Source organism: Citrobacter sp. RHBSTW-00944, assembly GCF_013615435.1.
Taxonomy (GTDB): Bacteria; Pseudomonadota; Gammaproteobacteria; order Enterobacterales; family Enterobacteriaceae; genus Citrobacter; species Citrobacter braakii.
Genome location: NZ_CP055418.1, coordinates 827,948 through 845,977, shown reverse-complemented (window position 1 = coordinate 845,977; position 18,030 = coordinate 827,948). Strand labels below are relative to the sequence as shown.

At 52.8% G+C, this 18,030-nt stretch carries 17 protein-coding genes and 1 riboswitch; of the genes, 9 read left to right on the top strand and 8 right to left on the bottom strand.

Features of this window, described 5'->3' with window-relative positions:
- Both leuC and leuD read left to right on the top strand, forming a co-directional pair.
- Window positions 1–1,401: a 3-isopropylmalate dehydratase large subunit gene (leuC, locus tag HV334_RS03975; RefSeq protein WP_047498383.1), complete on the top strand. Its 1,401-nt coding sequence runs from the start codon at window positions 1–3 to the stop codon at window positions 1,399–1,401.
- Between the two features lie 10 nt (window positions 1,402–1,411).
- On the top strand, window positions 1,412–2,017 hold the full coding sequence (gene leuD / locus HV334_RS03970) for a 3-isopropylmalate dehydratase small subunit (RefSeq protein ID WP_016151683.1): 606 nt from the start codon (window positions 1,412–1,414) through the stop codon (window positions 2,015–2,017).
- 45 nt (window positions 2,018–2,062) lie between these two features.
- On the opposite strand, the gene HV334_RS03965 is transcribed toward leuD, so the two are convergent.
- Together HV334_RS03965 and sgrT are read right to left on the bottom strand one after the other, a co-directional pair.
- On the bottom strand, window positions 2,063–3,241 hold the full coding sequence (locus tag HV334_RS03965; protein WP_181221201.1) for a sugar efflux transporter: 1,179 nt from the start codon (window positions 3,239–3,241) through the stop codon (window positions 2,063–2,065).
- Window positions 3,242–3,356: 115 nt separating this feature from the next.
- Window positions 3,357–3,479, bottom strand: a complete 123-nt coding sequence (gene sgrT, locus HV334_RS03960) for a glucose uptake inhibitor SgrT (protein ID WP_016151681.1) — start codon at window positions 3,477–3,479, stop codon at window positions 3,357–3,359.
- Window positions 3,480–3,578: 99 nt separating this feature from the next.
- Here sgrT and sgrR point away from each other — a divergent pair, with 99 nt between their 5' ends.
- The 4 genes from sgrR to thiQ all read left to right on the top strand — a co-directional run bounded on the left by sgrR (window position 3,579) and on the right by thiQ (window position 8,864).
- Window positions 3,579–5,234: an HTH-type transcriptional regulator SgrR gene (sgrR, locus tag HV334_RS03955; RefSeq protein ID WP_181221200.1), complete on the top strand. Its 1,656-nt coding sequence runs from the start codon at window positions 3,579–3,581 to the stop codon at window positions 5,232–5,234.
- 239 nt (window positions 5,235–5,473) lie between these two features.
- A riboswitch (TPP riboswitch) is annotated at window positions 5,474–5,576 on the top strand.
- 33 nt (window positions 5,577–5,609) lie between these two features.
- Window positions 5,610–6,593 carry a thiamine ABC transporter substrate binding subunit gene (gene thiB / locus HV334_RS03950; protein ID WP_181221199.1) on the top strand — a complete coding sequence of 328 codons (984 nt, stop codon included), beginning with the start codon at window positions 5,610–5,612 and terminating at the stop codon, window positions 6,591–6,593.
- Window positions 6,569–8,179 carry a thiamine/thiamine pyrophosphate ABC transporter permease ThiP gene (gene thiP, locus HV334_RS03945; RefSeq protein ID WP_181221198.1) on the top strand — a complete coding sequence of 537 codons (1,611 nt, stop codon included), beginning with the start codon at window positions 6,569–6,571 and terminating at the stop codon, window positions 8,177–8,179. The genes thiB and thiP overlap by 25 nt, the downstream gene beginning before the upstream one ends.
- Window positions 8,163–8,864, top strand: coding sequence for a thiamine ABC transporter ATP-binding protein ThiQ (thiQ, locus tag HV334_RS03940; protein ID WP_016151677.1), 702 nt, complete (start codon window positions 8,163–8,165; stop codon window positions 8,862–8,864). The genes thiP and thiQ overlap by 17 nt, the downstream gene beginning before the upstream one ends.
- Before the next feature lie 49 nt (window positions 8,865–8,913).
- On the opposite strand, the gene HV334_RS03935 is transcribed toward thiQ, so the two are convergent.
- From HV334_RS03935 to araC, 5 genes are all read right to left on the bottom strand, one after another.
- Complete coding sequence (locus HV334_RS03935; RefSeq protein WP_181221197.1) at window positions 8,914–9,681, bottom strand: DedA family protein; 768 nt, start codon at window positions 9,679–9,681, stop codon at window positions 8,914–8,916.
- Window positions 9,682–10,094: 413 nt separating this feature from the next.
- A protein-coding gene (locus HV334_RS03930; protein WP_095033700.1) for an IS1-like element IS1B family transposase occupies window positions 10,095–10,792 on the bottom strand; the annotation gives its coding sequence in 2 pieces (ribosomal slippage) (window positions 10,095–10,543 and window positions 10,543–10,792; 699 coding nt in all).
- A gap of 28 nt (window positions 10,793–10,820) precedes the next feature.
- Window positions 10,821–11,045, bottom strand: a complete 225-nt coding sequence (locus tag HV334_RS03925) for a hypothetical protein (protein WP_249415054.1) — start codon at window positions 11,043–11,045, stop codon at window positions 10,821–10,823.
- Window positions 11,042–11,899, bottom strand: a complete 858-nt coding sequence (locus HV334_RS03920) for a hypothetical protein (RefSeq protein ID WP_181221196.1) — start codon at window positions 11,897–11,899, stop codon at window positions 11,042–11,044. The genes HV334_RS03925 and HV334_RS03920 overlap by 4 nt, the downstream gene beginning before the upstream one ends.
- A gap of 167 nt (window positions 11,900–12,066) precedes the next feature.
- Complete coding sequence (gene araC / locus HV334_RS03915; protein WP_003018834.1) at window positions 12,067–12,912, bottom strand: arabinose operon transcriptional regulator AraC; 846 nt, start codon at window positions 12,910–12,912, stop codon at window positions 12,067–12,069.
- A 339-nt stretch (window positions 12,913–13,251) separates the two neighbouring features.
- Here araC and araB point away from each other — a divergent pair, with 339 nt between their 5' ends.
- The 3 genes from araB to araD are packed head-to-tail and all read left to right on the top strand — an operon-like array spanning window position 13,252 to window position 17,227.
- Window positions 13,252–14,961 (top strand): ribulokinase, encoded by a 1,710-nt coding sequence (gene araB / locus HV334_RS03910; protein WP_181221195.1) that lies wholly within the window; start codon window positions 13,252–13,254, stop codon window positions 14,959–14,961.
- A 10-nt stretch (window positions 14,962–14,971) separates the two neighbouring features.
- A complete protein-coding gene (gene araA / locus HV334_RS03905) occupies window positions 14,972–16,474 on the top strand; it encodes an L-arabinose isomerase (RefSeq protein WP_016155678.1) in 1,503 nt (500 codons plus the stop codon).
- A gap of 57 nt (window positions 16,475–16,531) precedes the next feature.
- Window positions 16,532–17,227, top strand: coding sequence for an L-ribulose-5-phosphate 4-epimerase (gene araD, locus HV334_RS03900; protein ID WP_016151673.1), 696 nt, complete (start codon window positions 16,532–16,534; stop codon window positions 17,225–17,227).
- Between the two features lie 44 nt (window positions 17,228–17,271).
- Here the strand turns inward: araD and HV334_RS03895 are convergent, their stop codons facing one another.
- Entirely contained in the window at window positions 17,272–17,655 is a 384-nt protein-coding gene (locus HV334_RS03895) for a DUF4751 family protein (protein WP_181221194.1), read from the bottom strand.
- Between the last annotated feature and the right edge of the window lie 375 nt (window positions 17,656–18,030).

Genomic DNA, 18,030 nt, shown 5'->3' with positions numbered 1-18,030 from the left:
ATGGCCAAAACGTTATACGAAAAATTGTTCGATGCGCACGTCGTCTACGAAGCGCAAAACGAAACCCCGCTGTTGTATATCGACAGACATCTGGTGCATGAAGTGACCTCTCCGCAGGCGTTTGATGGCCTGCGTGCGCATGGCCGTCAGGTGCGCCAGCCGGGTAAAACCTTTGCCACCATGGACCATAACGTCTCCACGCAAACCAAAGACATTAACGCTTCCGGCGAAATGGCGCGCATTCAGATGCAGGAATTGATCAAAAACTGCAATGAATTTGGCGTCGAACTGTACGACCTGAACCACCCGTACCAGGGGATCGTTCACGTGATGGGGCCTGAGCAAGGCGTAACGTTGCCGGGTATGACCATCGTTTGCGGCGACTCCCACACCGCCACACACGGCGCGTTTGGCGCGCTGGCCTTTGGTATTGGCACCTCTGAAGTTGAACACGTTCTGGCGACGCAGACCCTGAAACAGGGGCGTGCCAAAACTATGAAGATTGAAGTTAACGGCGCGGCAGCACCTGGCATTACCGCCAAAGATATCGTGCTGGCGATTATCGGTAAAACCGGTAGTGCAGGCGGTACCGGGCACGTCGTTGAATTTTGTGGCGAAGCCATCCGTGCGCTGAGCATGGAAGGCCGTATGACCCTGTGCAACATGGCCATTGAAATGGGCGCCAAAGCGGGTCTGGTCGCACCGGATGAAACCACCTTTAACTATGTGCAGGGGCGTTTACACGCACCGAAGGGTGAGGATTTTACCAACGCGGTTGCGTACTGGAAAACGCTGAAAACCGACGACAACGCGACGTTTGATACCGTCGTTACCCTGCAGGCAGAAGAAATCGCACCGCAGGTCACTTGGGGTACGAACCCGGGTCAGGTCATCTCGGTGAACGATAATATTCCCGACCCGGCGTCATTTTCCGATCCCGTTGAGCGCGCATCGGCTGAAAAAGCGCTGGCATATATGGGGCTGAAACCGGGTATTCCGTTAACAGAAGTGGCTATTGATAAAGTGTTTATCGGTTCCTGTACCAACTCGCGTATTGAAGATTTACGCGCTGCGGCCCAAATCGCCAAAGGGCGCAAAGTTGCGCCAGGCGTACAGGCGCTGGTTGTGCCGGGTTCTGGTCCGGTGAAAGCGCAGGCTGAAGCGGAAGGTCTGGACAAGATCTTCATCGAAGCCGGGTTTGAATGGCGTTTACCGGGCTGTTCCATGTGTCTGGCCATGAACAATGACCGCCTGAACCCAGGCGAGCGCTGTGCATCCACCAGCAACCGTAACTTTGAAGGCCGACAGGGCCGCGGTGGTCGCACGCACTTAGTCAGCCCGGCCATGGCCGCCGCTGCCGCCGTTACCGGTCATTTTGCCGACATTCGCAGCATCAAATAAGGAAACTACCATGGCAGAGAAATTTACCCAACATACCGGCCTGGTTGTCCCACTGGATGCCGCCAACGTGGATACCGACGCGATTATTCCCAAACAGTTTTTGCAGAAGGTTACGCGCACCGGTTTTGGCGCTCATCTGTTTAACGACTGGCGTTTTCTGGATGAAAAAGGGCAACAGCCTAACCCAGAGTTCGTACTGAACTTCCCGGAATATAAAGGCGCGTCAATTCTGCTGGCGCGGGAAAACTTTGGCTGCGGCTCTTCCCGTGAACATGCGCCATGGGCGCTGACCGATTACGGCTTTAAAGTAGTGATCGCGCCAAGCTTCGCTGACATCTTCTACGGCAACAGCTTCAATAACCAACTGCTGCCGGTGACCCTGAGCGACGCGCAGGTAGATGAAATGTTCGCCCTGGTGAAAGCCAATCCGGGCATTAAATTTGAAGTGGATCTGGAAGCGCAGGTGGTGAAAGCGGGCGATAAGTCCTACAGCTTTAAAATCGACGACTTCCGCCGCCACTGCATGCTGAACGGTCTGGACAGCATCGGGCTGACGCTGCAGCATGAAGCAGCCATCACCGAGTACGAAGACAAGCAGCCAGCGTTTATGCGCTAGTCCTTGGAGTGCCGGATAAGCGCAGCGCATCCGGCACTCCAAAAATCAAACGTCCTTCACCCGCCCGGTCATCACCAGCGTGACCACAGAAATCGCCGCAATCACCCAATAGACGGCAAAGTGACCGTAGCTTTGCGCAACAGCCCCCTGAATCACTCCCGCGAGAATGACCCCCGTTGAAATACTGTTGGTAAATAATGTGGTTGCTGACCCCGCACGCCCGGGCATAAGATCCTGAAACCACAGCATTCCTATCCCGGCGATGATACCGATAAATACTGCATTAAACAGTTGCAGCACCAGCAGCGCCGTGCGGCTGTGAAAGAAGATCAAACCAAGATAAAACAGTACGCCCGCCGCGACGGCCGCGATCATCATTCGCCGTTTACCAAAGCGCTTCACATAGTAGCCCGCCAGGATCATCGCCGGAATTTCCAGCCCAGCCGCCGTCCCCATCAGGATCCCGGCCAGCTTGTCCGGTAACCCCAGCTCAAGGCTTATCCACAGCGGCATATCGATGATGTACATGGTATTGCAGGTCCACATCAGCGTGGAGGCAATAAACAACATGCGCACATTTTTATCCTGCCAACCGCCGGTCTGTTCCAGCGGTACGTCAACAGGTTGCTCCACCCGCGCGACAGACGGCAGTATCAGCGCAATCAGCACCAGGCTAATGGCGAAAATCCCTGCGGCAATGGAAAACATCGCCGTAAAGCCGTAATTCAGCGCCAGCATGAAGGCCAGCGGCGGTCCAATTACCCAGGCCAGCGAAAGCTGCGCACGCATCACCGAGCTAAACATCACCACTTCACGCGCGGAGTTATCAGCGTATTCCCGCGCCAGCGCAAACAGCTGCGGCATGGCGGTATTCGCCAGCGAGGCCAGCAGTACACCGCAGGTGATAAGCGTGAGATAGTGGCGATTAAACGCAAACAGCAGCGCGTTTCCAATTGCCATCAGGCAGCAAAACATGATCAGCTTGCGCCTGTCGCCCTGGCTGTCGGATCGTTTCGCGAGGGCAAGGCTGACAACGATCCCGACAATCGCATTGACGGTATAAAACAGCCCGACCCAAAACGGCTGCGCCCCGACTTCACGGCTCAGGAACAAGCTCAGCGTGGGTGCCTGCAATGCACCTGCTACGCCCATCATAAAAGCGACCAGCATAAATGCCGCGTAAACGCCGTTGAGGCGCCGTCCCATGGTCATAATCCAGAGCATTACAGTTCCTTTTAGCGCAGCAGAAACAAAAAAAGCCAGCAGTGATTATCTGCTGGCGCGGCGATTAACACCAATACTCAGTCACACATGATGTCTGCAATTCCCAATTCAGGAGTCAGGCTGTCACCTCCCACTGCATCAGTTCTTCGAGCATCTTTAAGCGCTGCGGTGCGCTCAGGCAAGCCAACCAGGACGATTTTTCTGTCGCGGTAAAGTATTTCAACCAGAACTGACGCATAGATGACCCCTTCGTTGTCTCATCGCTTCATCGGAATCTATTATTGGCTTAATATAGGGATAATAAAATTGCTGAGTTTTTCGCAGGAGTTCCCCTTTTATGTCTTCTGGTCGTCTGCAACAACAGTTCATCCGTCTGTGGCAATGCTGTGACGGCAAAACGCAAGACACGACGCTGAACGAGCTAGCGGAGCTGCTGAGTTGTTCGCGCCGCCATATGCGTACCCTGCTCAATACCATGCAAGAACGCGGCTGGTTAACGTGGGAAGCCGAAGTGGGGCGAGGTAAACGCTCGCGCCTGACTTTCCTCTATACCGGGCTGGCACTCCAGCAGCAGCGGGCAGAAGACCTACTGGAACAGGATCGCATCGATCAACTGGTGCAGCTGGTCGGTGACAAAACGGCCGTACGACAGATGCTGGTTTCGCACCTGGGGCGCAGTTTTCGCCAGGGGCGGCACATCATGCGCGTTCTCTATTATCGTCCCATGCACAACCTGCTTCCCGGTACGGCGCTACGCCGTTCAGAAACTCATATCGCCCGGCAAATCTTCAGCGCCTTAATTCGGGTAAATGAGGAAAATGGGGAACTGGAAGCTGACATCGCCCATCACTGGCAGCAGATTTCACCTTTACACTGGCGATTCTTCCTGCGTCCGGGGATTCATTTTCATCATGGCCGCGAACTGGAAATGGAAGATGTCATCACCTCGCTGATACGCATTAACGCTCTGCCGCTGTACTCGCACATCACACAGATCGTTTCTCCCACGGCCTGGACGCTGGATATCCATCTCGCCCAACCCGACCGCTGGCTTCCCTGGCTATTGGGGCAAGTCCCCGCCATGATCCTGCCGCGAGAATGGGAGACGCTCAGCAACTTCTCCAGCCACCCAATTGGCACTGGTCCCTATGCGGTGATGCGCAATACCAATAACCAACTGAAAATTCATGCATTTGATGATTACTTTGGCTACCGGGCGCTGATCGACGAAGTTAACGTTTGGGTGTTACCCGATATCGGCGAAGAGCCTGGCGGTGGGTTGACGCTAAAAGGCCCCACGGAGGATGAAAAGGCGATCGAAAGCCGCCTCGAAGAAGGTTGCTACTACCTGCTGTTTGATGCGCGCACCCACCGTGGCGCTAATCAGGAGGTTCGCGATTGGGTTAGCCGCGTTCTTTCGCCAACCCATCTCATCTGCCACGCCGACGAACAGTTCCAGCGACTGTGGTTTCCCGCCTACGGTTTGCTCCCCCGCTGGCACCATGCCAAACCCGGCCATGGTGAAAAACCCGCCGGACTGGAAACGCTGACGATCACCTACTATCGCGATCACATCGAACATCGGATTATCGCGCAGATCATGAAGACGTTGCTGGCAGAGCATCAGGTACAGTTAAATATTCAGGAGATCGACTACGATCAATGGCATGCGGGTGAAATTGTCAGCGATATCTGGCTCAACAGCGCCAACTTTACCCTACCGCTGGATTTCTCGCTGTTCGCCCATTTGTGCGAAGTCCCGTTGCTGCAAAACTGTATCTCGCGGGACTGGAAAAACGATGCGGCCCGCTGGCGAACGGGCGAAATGAGCCTGGCGGCATGGTGCCAACAGCTGCTCGCCACAAAGGCCATTGTGCCATTAATCCACCACTGGCTGATCATTCAGGGACAGCGCAGTATGCGCGGGTTACGCATGAATACCCTCGGCTGGTTTGATTTTAAATCAGCGTGGTTTGCACCACCGGATCCTTAGATCCGGCTCTTGATTGCCGCATAGCAACAAAATCATTACACTAACGCCGTTCTCAACGGGGTGCTAAATAAAAACATACACAAAATCATTCACGCTGCATCAAGGCGGCAAGCGAGTGAGTCCCCAGGAGCATAGATAACTATGTGACTGGGGTGAGCGACAAATCTGCCGGGAGCAGATTTGAACGCTGCTTGCAGCGGCCCCGAAGGGGCGAGGCCCGGAGATGGGCCGAGTAACGCAGCCAACACAGAGGCAGCGTGAATGATGAAGTGTATGGGCTGAGAGATACCCGTCGAACCTGATCCGGATAATGCCGGCGAAGGGATTTGAGGCTGCAACTCAAGTCCTTTGCCACCCAACTTTATGAGGTGCAAAGTGTTTAAAAAATGTCTTCCGCTTTTACTGCTGTGCGCAGCGCCTGCTTTCGCCAAACCTGTACTGACCGTTTATACCTACGACTCGTTCGCAGCTGACTGGGGCCCGGGCCCGACAATAAAAAAAGCCTTTGAAGCTGACTGCAACTGTGAACTGAAACTGGTCGCGCTGGAAGATGGCGTCTCGCTGCTTAACCGCCTGCGCATGGAAGGAAAAAACAGTAAAGCTGACGTCGTACTGGGCCTCGATAACAACCTTCTGGAAGCCGCCACCCAAACCAAACTGTTTACCAAAAGCGGTGTAGCAAGTGAAGCCGTAAACGTGCCCGGCGGCTGGAAAAACGATACCTTCGTTCCGTTTGATTACGGCTATTTCGCCTTCGTTTATGATAAGAACAAACTGAAGAATCCGCCCAAAAGCCTGAAAGAACTGGTAGAGAGCGATCAAAAATGGCGCGTCATTTATCAGGACCCGCGTACCAGCACGCCGGGGCTGGGCCTGCTGCTATGGATGCAAAAAGTCTATGGCGATAAGGCGCCGGAGGCCTGGCGCGCGCTTTCGGCAAAAACCGTCACGGTCACCAAGGGCTGGAGTGAAGCCTACGGCCTGTTCCTGAAAGGCGAAAGCGACCTGGTACTCAGCTACACCACCTCTCCGGCCTATCACATCATCACCGAGAAAAAAGACAACTACGCCGCAGCCAACTTTAGCGAAGGCCACTATTTGCAGGTAGAAGTCGCCGCCCGTACTGCGGCCAGCAAACAGCCGGAACTGGCCGAGAAATTCCTCAAGTTTATGGTGTCTCCGGCCTTCCAGAATGCGATTCCGACCGGTAACTGGATGTATCCGGTAACCCAGGTCGCCCTGCCGTCTGGATTCGAGCAACTGAATAAGCCAGCCACCGCGCTGGAATTTACGCCGCAGCAGGTTGCGGCTCAACGCCAGGCATGGATTAGCGAATGGCAACGCGCCGTCAGCCGTTAATTCCCGGCTGGCTGGTTCCAGGGCTTACCGCCGCCACGCTGATGGTGGCCGTTGCCCTGGCCGCGTTTCTGGCGCTGTGGTTTAACGCCCCACGGGGGGAGTGGCGCTCACTGTGGCAAGACGACTACCTGTGGCACGTGGTGCGCTTTTCTTTCTGGCAGGCTTTTTTATCCGCAGTGCTGTCGGTCATCCCGGCGATTTTCCTTGCCAGAGCGCTCTATCGCCGCCGTTTTCCAGGACGACTGGCGCTGCTGCGCCTGTGCGCGATGACGTTAATCCTGCCAGTGCTGGTCGCGGTCTTCGGTATTCTTAGCGTGTACGGTCGTCAGGGCTGGTTGGCCTCGATCTGGCATACATTCGGGCTGGAATGGACGTTTTCGCCGTACGGTCTGCAGGGCATTCTGCTGGCGCACGTCTTTTTCAATCTGCCGATGGCCAGTCGTCTGCTGTTGCAGTCGCTGGAGAATATTCCCGGCGAACAGCGACAGTTAGCCGCTCAGTTGGGTCTGCGCGGCTGGCATTTCTTCCGCTTTGTTGAATGGCCGTGGCTGCGTCGGCAAATCCTTCCCGTCGCGGCGCTCATCTTTATGCTCTGTTTCGCCAGCTTCGCCACCGTTTTGTCGCTGGGCGGTGGACCGCAGGCCACAACCATCGAGCTGGCGATTTATCAGGCGCTGAACTTTGATTACGATCCCGCCCGCGCCGCCATGCTGGCGTTGATCCAGATGGTTTGTTGTTTAGCGCTGGTGCTCTTCAGCCAACGTCTGAGCCGCGCCATCGCCCCCGGTACCACGCTGGTTCAGGGCTGGCGCGATCCCGACGATCGTCTGCACAGCCGCCTGGCAGACGCACTGCTGATTATTCTGGCCCTGCTGCTACTGCTGCCGCCGCTGCTGGCGGTAATTGTCGATGGTATTAACCGCCATATGCTGGATGTTCTTAAGCAACCTGTACTGTGGCACGCGCTGGGAACCTCGCTGCGCATTGCGCTGGCGGCAGGTGCGTTGTGCGTAGTTCTCACCATGATGCTGTTATGGAGCAGTCGTGAACTGCGTGCCCGACAGCAGGTGCTGGCAGGTCAGATGCTGGAACTTAGCGGCATGATGATCCTCGCCATGCCGGGCATCGTGCTGGCAACCGGCTTCTTTCTGCTGCTCAATAACACCATTGGACTCCCCGAATCAGCCGACGGCATTGTCATTTTTACCAATGCGCTGATGGCGATCCCTTACGCGCTGAAGGTACTGGAAAACCCAATGCGGGACGTCACCACCCGCTACAGTATGTTGTGCCAGTCGTTGGGAATTGAGGGATGGTCGCGCCTGAAAGTGGTTGAACTGCGTGCCCTGAAGCGCCCGCTGGCGCAGGCGATGGCTTTTGCCTGCGTGCTGTCGATTGGCGATTTTGGCGTGGTCGCGCTATTTGGTAATGAGGATTTCCGCACCCTGCCGTTTTATTTATATCAGCAGATTGGCTCTTATCGCAGTCAGGATGGCGCAGTTACGGCGTTATTGCTGCTGATCCTGTGCTTTACGCTGTTTACCGTTATTGAGAAATTGCCGGGTCGAAATGTTAAAACTGATTGATATCACATGGCTTTATCACCATTTGCCGATGCGCTTTACGCTGTCGATCGCGCGCGGTGAGCAGGTCGCGATCCTCGGGCCCAGCGGCGCCGGGAAAAGTACGCTGCTGAATCTGATCGCCGGCTTCCTCACGCCTGCCAGCGGTACCATGTTGATTGAAGGTGAAGATCACACCGCCACGCCTCCCTCACGTCGCCCCGTTTCGATGCTGTTTCAGGAAAATAACCTGTTCAGCCACCTGAGCGTGCAGCAAAACATCGGCCTGGGCCTTAACCCGGGATTGAAGCTGAATGCATCGCAGCGGGAGAAAATGCATCACATCGCCCAGCAAATGGGGATCGACTCACTGCTGGAGCGCCTCCCCGGTGAGCTTTCCGGCGGTCAGCGACAGCGCGTAGCGCTGGCGCGTTGCCTGGTGCGGGAACAACCCATTTTGCTGCTTGATGAACCGTTCTCTGCGCTCGATCCCGCCCTGCGCCAGGAGATGTTAACGCTGGTTGCCGAGGTCTGTCGCGATAAACAGCTTACCTTGCTGATGGTGTCCCACAGTGTAGAAGATGCGGCGCGAATTGCGTCCCGTTCGATTGTGGTCGCCGACGGGCGCATCGCCTGGCAGGGCAAAACGGATGAGTTATTAAGCGGTCAGGCCAGCGCCTCGACGCTCTTGGGCATCAAAGCCGAGTGATTGATTTCCCAGGCCGGATAAGCGTCAGCGCCATCCGGCAAAAGAATCGTCAGAAACCCACGACTTTACGCAGAATATCAATATACACCGGCATCAGCGGATGGCGCAGTAACGCCACCAGCGCAACCACGCCGATCCCAAGCGTCAACGGCGCCAGATACAGTAAACGGCTGCGGGGGAAATACGCGGTTAAGCGATCGACTGCCGCTTTGCCGCTACGCCACAGTCGCCAGCAAAACCAGCCCCCTACCCATAGCAACAGCGCCGTCGCCAGCAGCAACCATTTGAAATCCCCGCTCTGCATCTCAGAAGGAATATCAATTGCCGCCCCCGCCAGGATCCCCGGTAGGAAGTAGAACGGCGGCCACAGTACGCAACCAATAATATTCGGGACGATAAATTTAACGACAGGCAGATCCAGCATGCCCGCCACCATTGGCACCAGCGGACGCGTCGGTCCCACAAAACGCCCCACCAGAATGGTAAACATGCTGTGCTGATGCAGCGCGTGCTCGGTTTTATCCAGCAACGCCTTGTTCTTTTTCATGAACGACCAACGATGCAGCGGCTTTTTAAAGCGCCAGCCCAACCAGAAAGAGATCCAGTCCCCCAACAGGCAACCAATGATGCCCGCAAGCCAGGCATGCCAGAAGTTCAGTTCGCCACTGCCAATCAGCGCCCCCAGCCCCGCCATCATCACGGTACCGGGCAGAATCAGACCAACCAGCGCCAGTGACTCCAGAAAGGCCACCAGCAGTACGGCGATCAGGGAGTACAGGGCGGACTGAAGAATAAAGTGTTCCAGCAATGCTTGCATAATGTGTCCGTCAGATTTACGAAGCAGGGATTTTGATAACCCGTCTCAACTTCGTCAAGCCATCAATTGTCTGAATAGATTGCGAGTTATGACAACTTTCAGGACACATCATTCACTTTTTATTCACATCCGGCGCGATTGGGACGCTCAGGAACTCACTTTGCGTCACTTCGCCCTCTCAACGAATACCAGTTCGAGGGTATCTGCTTTTTGGTAGATGCAATAATATTGATAATTCCTGGAGAAATCATTAGGGTCGTGATAAATCCATAAGCAATCATATTTTATAGAAGAACCGAGTTGGTGTAGAAAATCACGTAAGAGTGTTTTTTTTCAGCAACATCCTTCACATGATGCCATGTTATTACGACTAGTGTTCGCTGCTCATCTAAATCATAGGTAATGACTCCAACTTATTGATAGTGTTTTATGTTCAGATAATGCCCGATGACTTTGTCATGCAGCTCCACCGATTTTGAGAACGACAGCGACTTCCGTCCCAGCCGTGCCAGGTGCTGCCTCAGATTCAGGTTATGCCGCTCAATTCGCTGCGTATATCGCTTGCTGATTACGTGCAGCTTTCCCTTCAGGCGGGATTCATACAGCGGCCAGCCATCCGTCATCCATATCACCACGTCAAAGGGTGACAGCAGGCTCATAAGACGCCCCAGCGTCGCCATAGTGCGTTCACCGAATACGTGCGCAACAACCGTCTTCCGGAGCCTGTCATACGCGTAAAACAGCCAGCGCTGGCGCGATTTAGCCCCGACGTATCCCCACTGTTCGTCCATTTCCGCGCAGACGATGACGTCACTGCCCGGCTGTATGCGCGAGGTTACCGACTGCGGCCTGAGTTTTTTAAATGGCGGAAAATCGTGTTGAGGCCAACGCCCATAATGCGGGCGGTTGCCCGGCATCCAACGCCATTCATGGCCATATCAATGATTTTCTGGTGCGTACCGGGTTGAGAAGCGGTGTAAGTGAACTGCAGTTGCCATGTTTTACGGCAGTGAGAGCAGAGATAGCGCTGATGTCCGGCAGTGCTTTTGCCGTTACGCACCACCCCGTCAGTAGCTGAACAGGAGGGACAGCTGATAGAAACAGAAGCCACTGGAGCACCTCAAAAACACCATCATACACTAAATCAGTAAGTTGGCAGCATCACCTAAATCATAATCATAATAAAAATCAATATCTTCTGATATTAATGGCATAATTTTTAACATATCAGGCGTATATAGCCAATATGAAAAAATATCGTCTCGCTTGTAATGATGTTCTCCCGATGTCAAAGCAAACCAACTATAGAACGCCAAAGGGGACAGCAGAAATAGTAAAAAAATAAACAGAGCATATTTTTTCATCTCTCTCCTCCCTTAAATGGAGAATGAGGATGAAGCAGAAAAAAAGATGGTCTATCAAAAGGTGAGTCAGCATAACTTAGTGTATCAGAAATTGAAAATGTTCCATAAAGCTCATGATTTAACCTATTTTTCTCCTTAAAAAAATCGCTAACAGGATTATTATTAAACTGATTGTACAATAAACCTGAAAATGAATTCTCTAATGGCTTTATATAATTCAACCACTCTGGGAGGTTTTTTTTGAGCGGCTCACCATATTTGAATGGTGGTTTTGTCGAAAATAAATATGGAAAAAAATCTCTATTTTTATAAGTACCGATTGGATCATGTGCATCCCATATCTGTATGGCCGTTTCATAGGATACAGGTTTTGCTCGCCACAATGGATCTGGTCCCGTACCAAAAACCCGATAAAAGCCGACTAAATCAGAAACCAAATCCTCCACACTAAATCCGCTATCCGTGTACCAGTTGAAAAGGAGAGAGTTCTGCCATGCTTCGAATCGTTTCGCCGTCCCATACATAATAGTCAAAGCCACTCGAGCTTTAAGCTCTGGAGAAAGACAAGCACGAACCATAACTTGAGTATGTACACCAGTATGAAAAGTAAAGTTTACCCCAAATAAGTTTTTCCCTTTTCCCATTTCTTGATAATAATTTACAGGGAAGTACCAATCATTGAATTCTTTATAGTATTTTGCCCACAGTTCTTGCTCAAGCTTTTTCTTTAAAAGTCTGGCATCATTACCCTGAGCATGACCTAAATCAATCCATCCCAGCTCTTCTGTATAAATCAAACCATTTTTTTTAGTGGTTGCTAAAGCTCCATCAGTAATATCAAATCGCTTACTCATTTAAAACCTCCTTGACAGGTGGTTTATAGCAAGAACATTTTGAACAAACAAATACTGCTTTTTTATTTTTTATAGATATCTATTCATCACAAAATTGTAACTTATTTTAGATACCAAATTATAATGCGCTGAAAGAGGTTTAATACTTCCAGCGCTACATAATAAATTTATTCACATCCAGCGCGAAACTCGCTCGGACTGGCGCCGGTACATTTTTTGAAAACGCGAGAAAAATAGAGCTGATCGTCAAAGCCAACATTGCGCCCCACCGTAGCAATGGGCATACGAGTGGTACTCAGCAATAGCTTGGCCTGGCTGATACGCTGATCCTCGCGCCAGCTTAATACGCTGATACCCAACTGCTGACGGAACAGATGCGACAAACGGGAAGGCGACAGGCAGACGTGCTGTGCGACGCTGGCAATATCAAAATTACTGTCCGCCAGGTGATCGCTGATGTACTGGCAGGCGTCGCGCACGCGGTTGTCCATGGGGGGATGCAGCGATTCATTAATGGCTTCCATACGGCGGAGCAATAACTGTTCCAGTAAATTAATCGCCAGCAGTTCGGAATAGCGACCTTCTCCCTGCCCGGCGTTGATTATCTGCCCAAACAGTTCGTTAAAATGCGGCTGATGTGCTTCATCCGGACGAAAGAATCCAGTCTGGGCAAAAATGGCCGGCCAGGTCAGCCACTCCTGCCAGTAGGCGCGTGGGCGAAAGTAAACCCACTGGTGATACCACTCACTGGCATCAGGATGGCGTCCGTAGTGGTGAATTTCTCCGGGCGGAAACAGCAAAATATCGCCAGGCCGACAGACAAATTGTTTGCCCTGATTATTGATAACCCCTTCGCCACGGATAGTGAGATTGAGGATATAGCCCTTCATACCCAGCGGCCTGTCGATAAAAAAATCCAGGTATCCGTTCGCCTCGATGGGGGTTAATCCGGCCACCAAATGCGCGTTAAACGAATAGCCTGGCAGCAGGGGATCGTTTTGCGTTTCAGCCATAATTTCAATACTCCCTATGTTCTGCTAAGAAACAATTTGTCCATATTACGCCAGACATCATTGCCGTCGCCCCTGCGGGCCGCTGTGTTTGCGGTAATGGACCATCAACCCCGCTTGTGAAAAGCACTTTGTAAAAAATATGTACTGCGCCAACGTTAAAATCGGCTAACAAAAGTGTCTATAACTACGGCAGAAATGTCCACATTGATTATTTGCACGGCGTCACACTTTGTGATGCCACAGCATTTTAGTCCATAAGATTAGCGAATCCTGCCTGACGGTTTTTATCCCTACTAACTACTGTTTATCCATACCCGTATTTTTGGATGGAGTAAGACGATGGCGATTGCAATTGGCCTCGATTTTGGCAGTGATTCAGTACGCGCTTTGGCAGTGGAATGTGCCACCGGAGAAGAAATCGCCACCAGCGTAGAGTGGTACCCACGTTGGCAGGAAGGACAGTATTGCGATGGCCCAAACAACCAGTTTCGCCATCATCCACGCGACTACATTGAATCGATGGAAGCGGCGCTGAAAACCGTGCTGGCCGAACTGAGCGTTAAACAGCGTGCGGAAGTGGTCGGGATTGGCGTTGACAGCACCGGTTCAACCCCGGCCCCCATCGATGCCGACGGCAACGTACTGGCGTTGCGTCCGGAGTTCGCTGAAAACCCAAATGCAATGTTTGTCCTGTGGAAAGATCACACCTCAGTAGAAGAAGCTGAAGAAATTACCCGTCTGTGCCACACACCGGGCAAGATCGATTACTCCCGCTATATCGGCGGTATTTATTCCAGCGAATGGTTCTGGGCCAAAATCCTGCATGTGACCCGTCAGGACCACGCGGTTGCCGAGGCCGCGGTTTCGTGGATTGAACTGTGCGACTGGGTTCCGGCCCTGCTCTCTAATACCGTACGTCCACAGGATATTCGTCGCGGTCGCTGCAGCGCCGGGCATAAATCCCTGTGGCATGAAAGCTGGGGTGGTCTACCGCCAGCCAGTTTCTTTGACGAACTCGACCCCATCCTCAACCGCCATCTGCAATACCCGATGTTTACCGATACCTTCACAGCCGACCTGCCGGTTGGCACCCTGTGCGCCGAGTGGGCGCAGCGTCTGGGACTACCGGAAAGCGTGGTGATTGCAGGCGGCGCTTTTGACTGCCATATGGGCGCGGTCGGCGCGGGCGCACAGCCCAATACGCTGGTGAAAGTCATTGGCACGTCGACCTGCGACATTCTGATTGCTGACAAACACAGCGTCGGCGAGCGCGCGGTGAAAGGCATTTGCGGCCAGGTTGATGGCAGCGTGGTGCCGCATTTTATTGGCCTCGAGGCAGGCCAGTCCGCGTTCGGCGATATCTATGCCTGGTTTAGCCGTGTGCTGAGCTGGCCGCTGGAGCAGCTTGCCACGCAGCACCCGGAGCTGAAGACCCAGATTAAAGCCAGCCAAAAACAGCTGCTACCAGCGCTAACCGAAGCTTGGGCGAGAAATCCGTCGCTGGATCACCTGCCGGTGGTGCTCGACTGGTTCAACGGTCGCCGTACGCCCAATGCCAACCAGCGTCTGAAAGGAGTGATTACCGATCTGAATCTGGCAACCGACGCGCCAGCGCTGTTCGGCGGTCTGATTGCCGCCACCGCCTTTGGTGCACGCGCCATCATGGAATGCTTCACCGAACAAGGCATTGCGGTTAACAACGTAATGGCGCTAGGCGGCATCGTCCGTAAAAACCCGGTCATCATGCAGGCCTGTTGTGACGTGCTCAACCGTCCGCTACAGATTGTCGCTTCAGACCAGTGCTGCGCACTCGGTGCGGCTATCTTTGCCGCCGTTGCCGCGAAAGTACACACCGATATCCCAGCCGCTCAGCAACAGATGGCAAGCGCCGTGGAAAACACGCTGCAACCTCGACCAGAGCAGGCTCAACGTTTTGAACAGCTTTACCGCCGCTACCAGCAGTGGGCGGTTAGCGCTGAACAACAATATCTTCCGACTGCCGCTCCGGCGCAACAAACCCCGGTAGACCAGGCAACCCTGACACATTAAGGACACGACAATGACGATTTTTGATAACTATGAAGTGTGGTTTGTGATTGGTAGCCAGCATCTGTATGGCCCTGAAACCCTGCGTCAGGTAACCCAACATGCCGAGCACGTCGTTAACGCGCTGAATACTGAAGCTAAACTGCCCTGCAAACTGGTTTTAAAACCGCTTGGTACTTCACCTGACGAGATTACCGCTATTTGTCGTGACGCTAACTACGACGATCGCTGCGCAGGTCTGGTGGTCTGGCTGCACACTTTCTCTCCGGCCAAAATGTGGATTAACGGTCTGACTATCCTCAACAAGCCGCTGATGCAATTCCATACCCAGTTCAACGCCGCCCTGCCGTGGGACAGCATTGATATGGACTTTATGAACCTGAACCAGACCGCGCACGGCGGCCGTGAATTCGGCTTCATCGGCGCACGTATGCGTCAGCAGCACGCCGTGGTCACCGGTCACTGGCAGGACAAACAAGCGCACGAACGCATCGGCTCCTGGATGCGCCAGGCCGTGTCCAAACAGGATACCCGCCATCTGAAAGTCTGCCGTTTTGGCGACAACATGCGTGAAGTCGCGGTCACCGATGGCGATAAAGTCGCTGCGCAGATCAAATTCGGCTTCTCGGTAAATACCTGGGCCGTAGGCGATCTGGTGCAGGTAGTGAACTCCATTAGCGACGGCGAAATCAACGCGCTAATCGATGAGTATGAAAGCACCTACACCATGACGGCGGCAACGCAAGTCCACGGTGAGAAACGTCAAAACGTACTGGAAGCGGCCCGTATTGAACTGGGGATGAAGCGCTTCCTGGAACAGGGCGGATTCCACGCCTTTACCACGACATTTGAAGATTTACACGGCCTGAAACAGCTCCCGGGACTGGCCGTACAGCGTCTGATGCAGCAAGGCTACGGCTTTGCGGGCGAAGGCGACTGGAAAACCGCCGCTCTGCTTCGCATCATGAAGGTGATGTCAACCGGTCTGCAGGGCGGCACCTCATTTATGGAGGATTACACCTACCACTTCGAGAAAGGCAACGATCTGGTGCTCGGCTCGCACATGCTGGAAGTGTGCCCGTCTATCGCGGTGGAAGATAAACCGATCCTCGACGTTCAGCATCTCGGCATTGGTGGTAAAGACGATCCCGCTCGTCTGATCTTCAACACCAAAACTGGCCCGGCAGTCGTTGCCAGCCTGATCGATCTTGGCGATCGCTATCGCCTGCTGGTTAACTGCATCGACACGGTTCAAACACCGCACTCCCTGCCGAAACTGCCGGTGGCTAACGCATTGTGGAAAGCCCAGCCTGATCTGCCGACCGCATCTGAAGCCTGGATCCTGGCCGGTGGCGCGCACCACACCGTCTTCAGCCACGCGCTGGATCTGAACGATATGCGCCAGTTCGCTGAAATGCACGATATCGAGATCGCCGTGATCGACAACGATACCCGCCTGCCGGCCTTTAAGGACGCGCTGCGCTGGAACGACGTCTATTACGGTTTTAAACGTTAATTATGTTGTTGCCGGATGGCTCTGCGTTTGCCCGCCATCCGGCACAGAGGAATCAACATGTTAGAAGATCTCAAACGTCAGGTGCTGGAAGCCAATCTGGCGTTGCCTAAGCACCACCTGGTCACCTTGACCTGGGGGAACGTGAGTGCCGTCGATCGTGAGCGCGGCGTGTTTGTGATAAAACCTTCCGGGGTCGATTACAGCGTTATGACCGCAGAAGATATGGTCGTAGTCAGTATCGCCACCGGTGAGGTTGTAGAAGGTACGAAGAAACCCTCCTCCGATACCCCAACGCACCGTCTGCTGTATCAGGCATTCCCGACCATTGGCGGCATTGTTCATACCCATTCGCGTCATGCAACCATCTGGGCGCAGGCGGGCCAGTCGATTCCAGCCACGGGTACCACTCATGCGGACTATTTCTACGGATCGATTCCCTGCACACGGAAAATGACCGAGGAAGAAATCAACGGCGAATATGAGTGGGAAACCGGTAACGTGATCGTTGAAACCTTTGAGAAACAAGGCATTGACGCTTCGCAGATGCCTGGCGTGCTGGTGCACTCTCACGGTCCGTTTGCCTGGGGAAAAAACGCCGAAGATGCGGTACACAACGCCATAGTGCTGGAAGAAGTCGCCTACATGGGGATCTTCTGTCGCCAGCTCGCGCCGCAATTGCCGGATATGCAGCAAACCCTGTTAGATAAACACTACCTGCGTAAACACGGCGCAAAAGCCTACTACGGCCAGTGAAAACAATCTGAGCGCGCCCGGAATCTCGGTGACGCGCTCTCTGGTTATTCCTTTATATATTCCGCAAACGCACTTCGATACACACAGTTATTAGCACAAACGTATTTAATCACGTTGTCATAATGTCCCTGCGCCTCTTCACCATCCAGTGAATGAAAGAAAATGTAATCTGTAATCGTTGACTGCCAGCGCTGTCCATTCAACAGATAATTAATCACCGTATCACGATGACCATTTATTCTGTCATGCCCTTGCCAGTGAAAGAAAGCATTCCCACGTTCAATAATCTCAGTACGCCAAATTTGACCTGACCATGTTCTATACTCAATATATTGACTTACTGATTTAATTGTAGGGTTAGATAACTGAGTATTAACAAATAAATAGTGATCATATCCTACCTGTAACGCCTGAGTATAAATATCCATAATAGGCCTCCATAACACTACGCACCCAAGCTATTGATATAAAACACCCGAGCTATCTGATGAATAAAATTATATTCAGCGATAAAAATCAAATTATACAGAGAGATATTCCCGACGAAATCGAACCGAAAATCCGTTTTTATCCAGACAATAGCAAGCCATAAAAATATATTATATTCAACCGGGTAACCCGAGTGTTTGATTAAAATAGTTACACTAACCATGAATAAAAACAAATAAAAAAATAACCATTTTTCCTGAACCGAGGGATGAGTAACAAAACCGTACGAGCACGATTCCGAAAATGACATAAAAATCCTGAAACGGACTTCCAATTTATGAAACAAATATAATTACAAAAGAATAATAGATACA

Bases quoted from the DNA above. Each gene is read 5' to 3' on its own strand.
- HV334_RS03920 (WP_181221196.1), bottom strand. From the start codon at position 11,899: ATGAGTAAGCGATTTGATATTACTGATGGAGCTTTAGCAACCACTAAA.
- HV334_RS03935 (WP_181221197.1), bottom strand. From the start codon at position 9,681: ATGCAAGCATTGCTGGAACACTTTATTCTTCAGTCCGCCCTGTACTCC.
- araB (WP_181221195.1), top strand. From the start codon at position 13,252: ATGGCGATTGCAATTGGCCTCGATTTTGGCAGTGATTCAGTACGCGCT.
- sgrR (WP_181221200.1), top strand. From the start codon at position 3,579: ATGTCTTCTGGTCGTCTGCAACAACAGTTCATCCGTCTGTGGCAATGC.
- araD (WP_016151673.1), top strand. From the start codon at position 16,532: ATGTTAGAAGATCTCAAACGTCAGGTGCTGGAAGCCAATCTGGCGTTG.
- araC (WP_003018834.1), bottom strand. From the start codon at position 12,912: ATGGCTGAAACGCAAAACGATCCCCTGCTGCCAGGCTATTCGTTTAAC.
- HV334_RS03965 (WP_181221201.1), bottom strand. From the start codon at position 3,241: ATGCTCTGGATTATGACCATGGGACGGCGCCTCAACGGCGTTTACGCG.
- leuD (WP_016151683.1), top strand. From the start codon at position 1,412: ATGGCAGAGAAATTTACCCAACATACCGGCCTGGTTGTCCCACTGGAT.
- thiQ (WP_016151677.1), top strand. From the start codon at position 8,163: ATGTTAAAACTGATTGATATCACATGGCTTTATCACCATTTGCCGATG.
- sgrT (WP_016151681.1), bottom strand. From the start codon at position 3,479: ATGCGTCAGTTCTGGTTGAAATACTTTACCGCGACAGAAAAATCGTCC.
- HV334_RS03925 (WP_249415054.1), bottom strand. From the start codon at position 11,045: ATGAAAAAATATGCTCTGTTTATTTTTTTACTATTTCTGCTGTCCCCT.
- thiP (WP_181221198.1), top strand. From the start codon at position 6,569: ATGGCAACGCGCCGTCAGCCGTTAATTCCCGGCTGGCTGGTTCCAGGG.
- leuC (WP_047498383.1), top strand. From the start codon at position 1: ATGGCCAAAACGTTATACGAAAAATTGTTCGATGCGCACGTCGTCTAC.
- HV334_RS03895 (WP_181221194.1), bottom strand. From the start codon at position 17,655: ATGGATATTTATACTCAGGCGTTACAGGTAGGATATGATCACTATTTA.
- araA (WP_016155678.1), top strand. From the start codon at position 14,972: ATGACGATTTTTGATAACTATGAAGTGTGGTTTGTGATTGGTAGCCAG.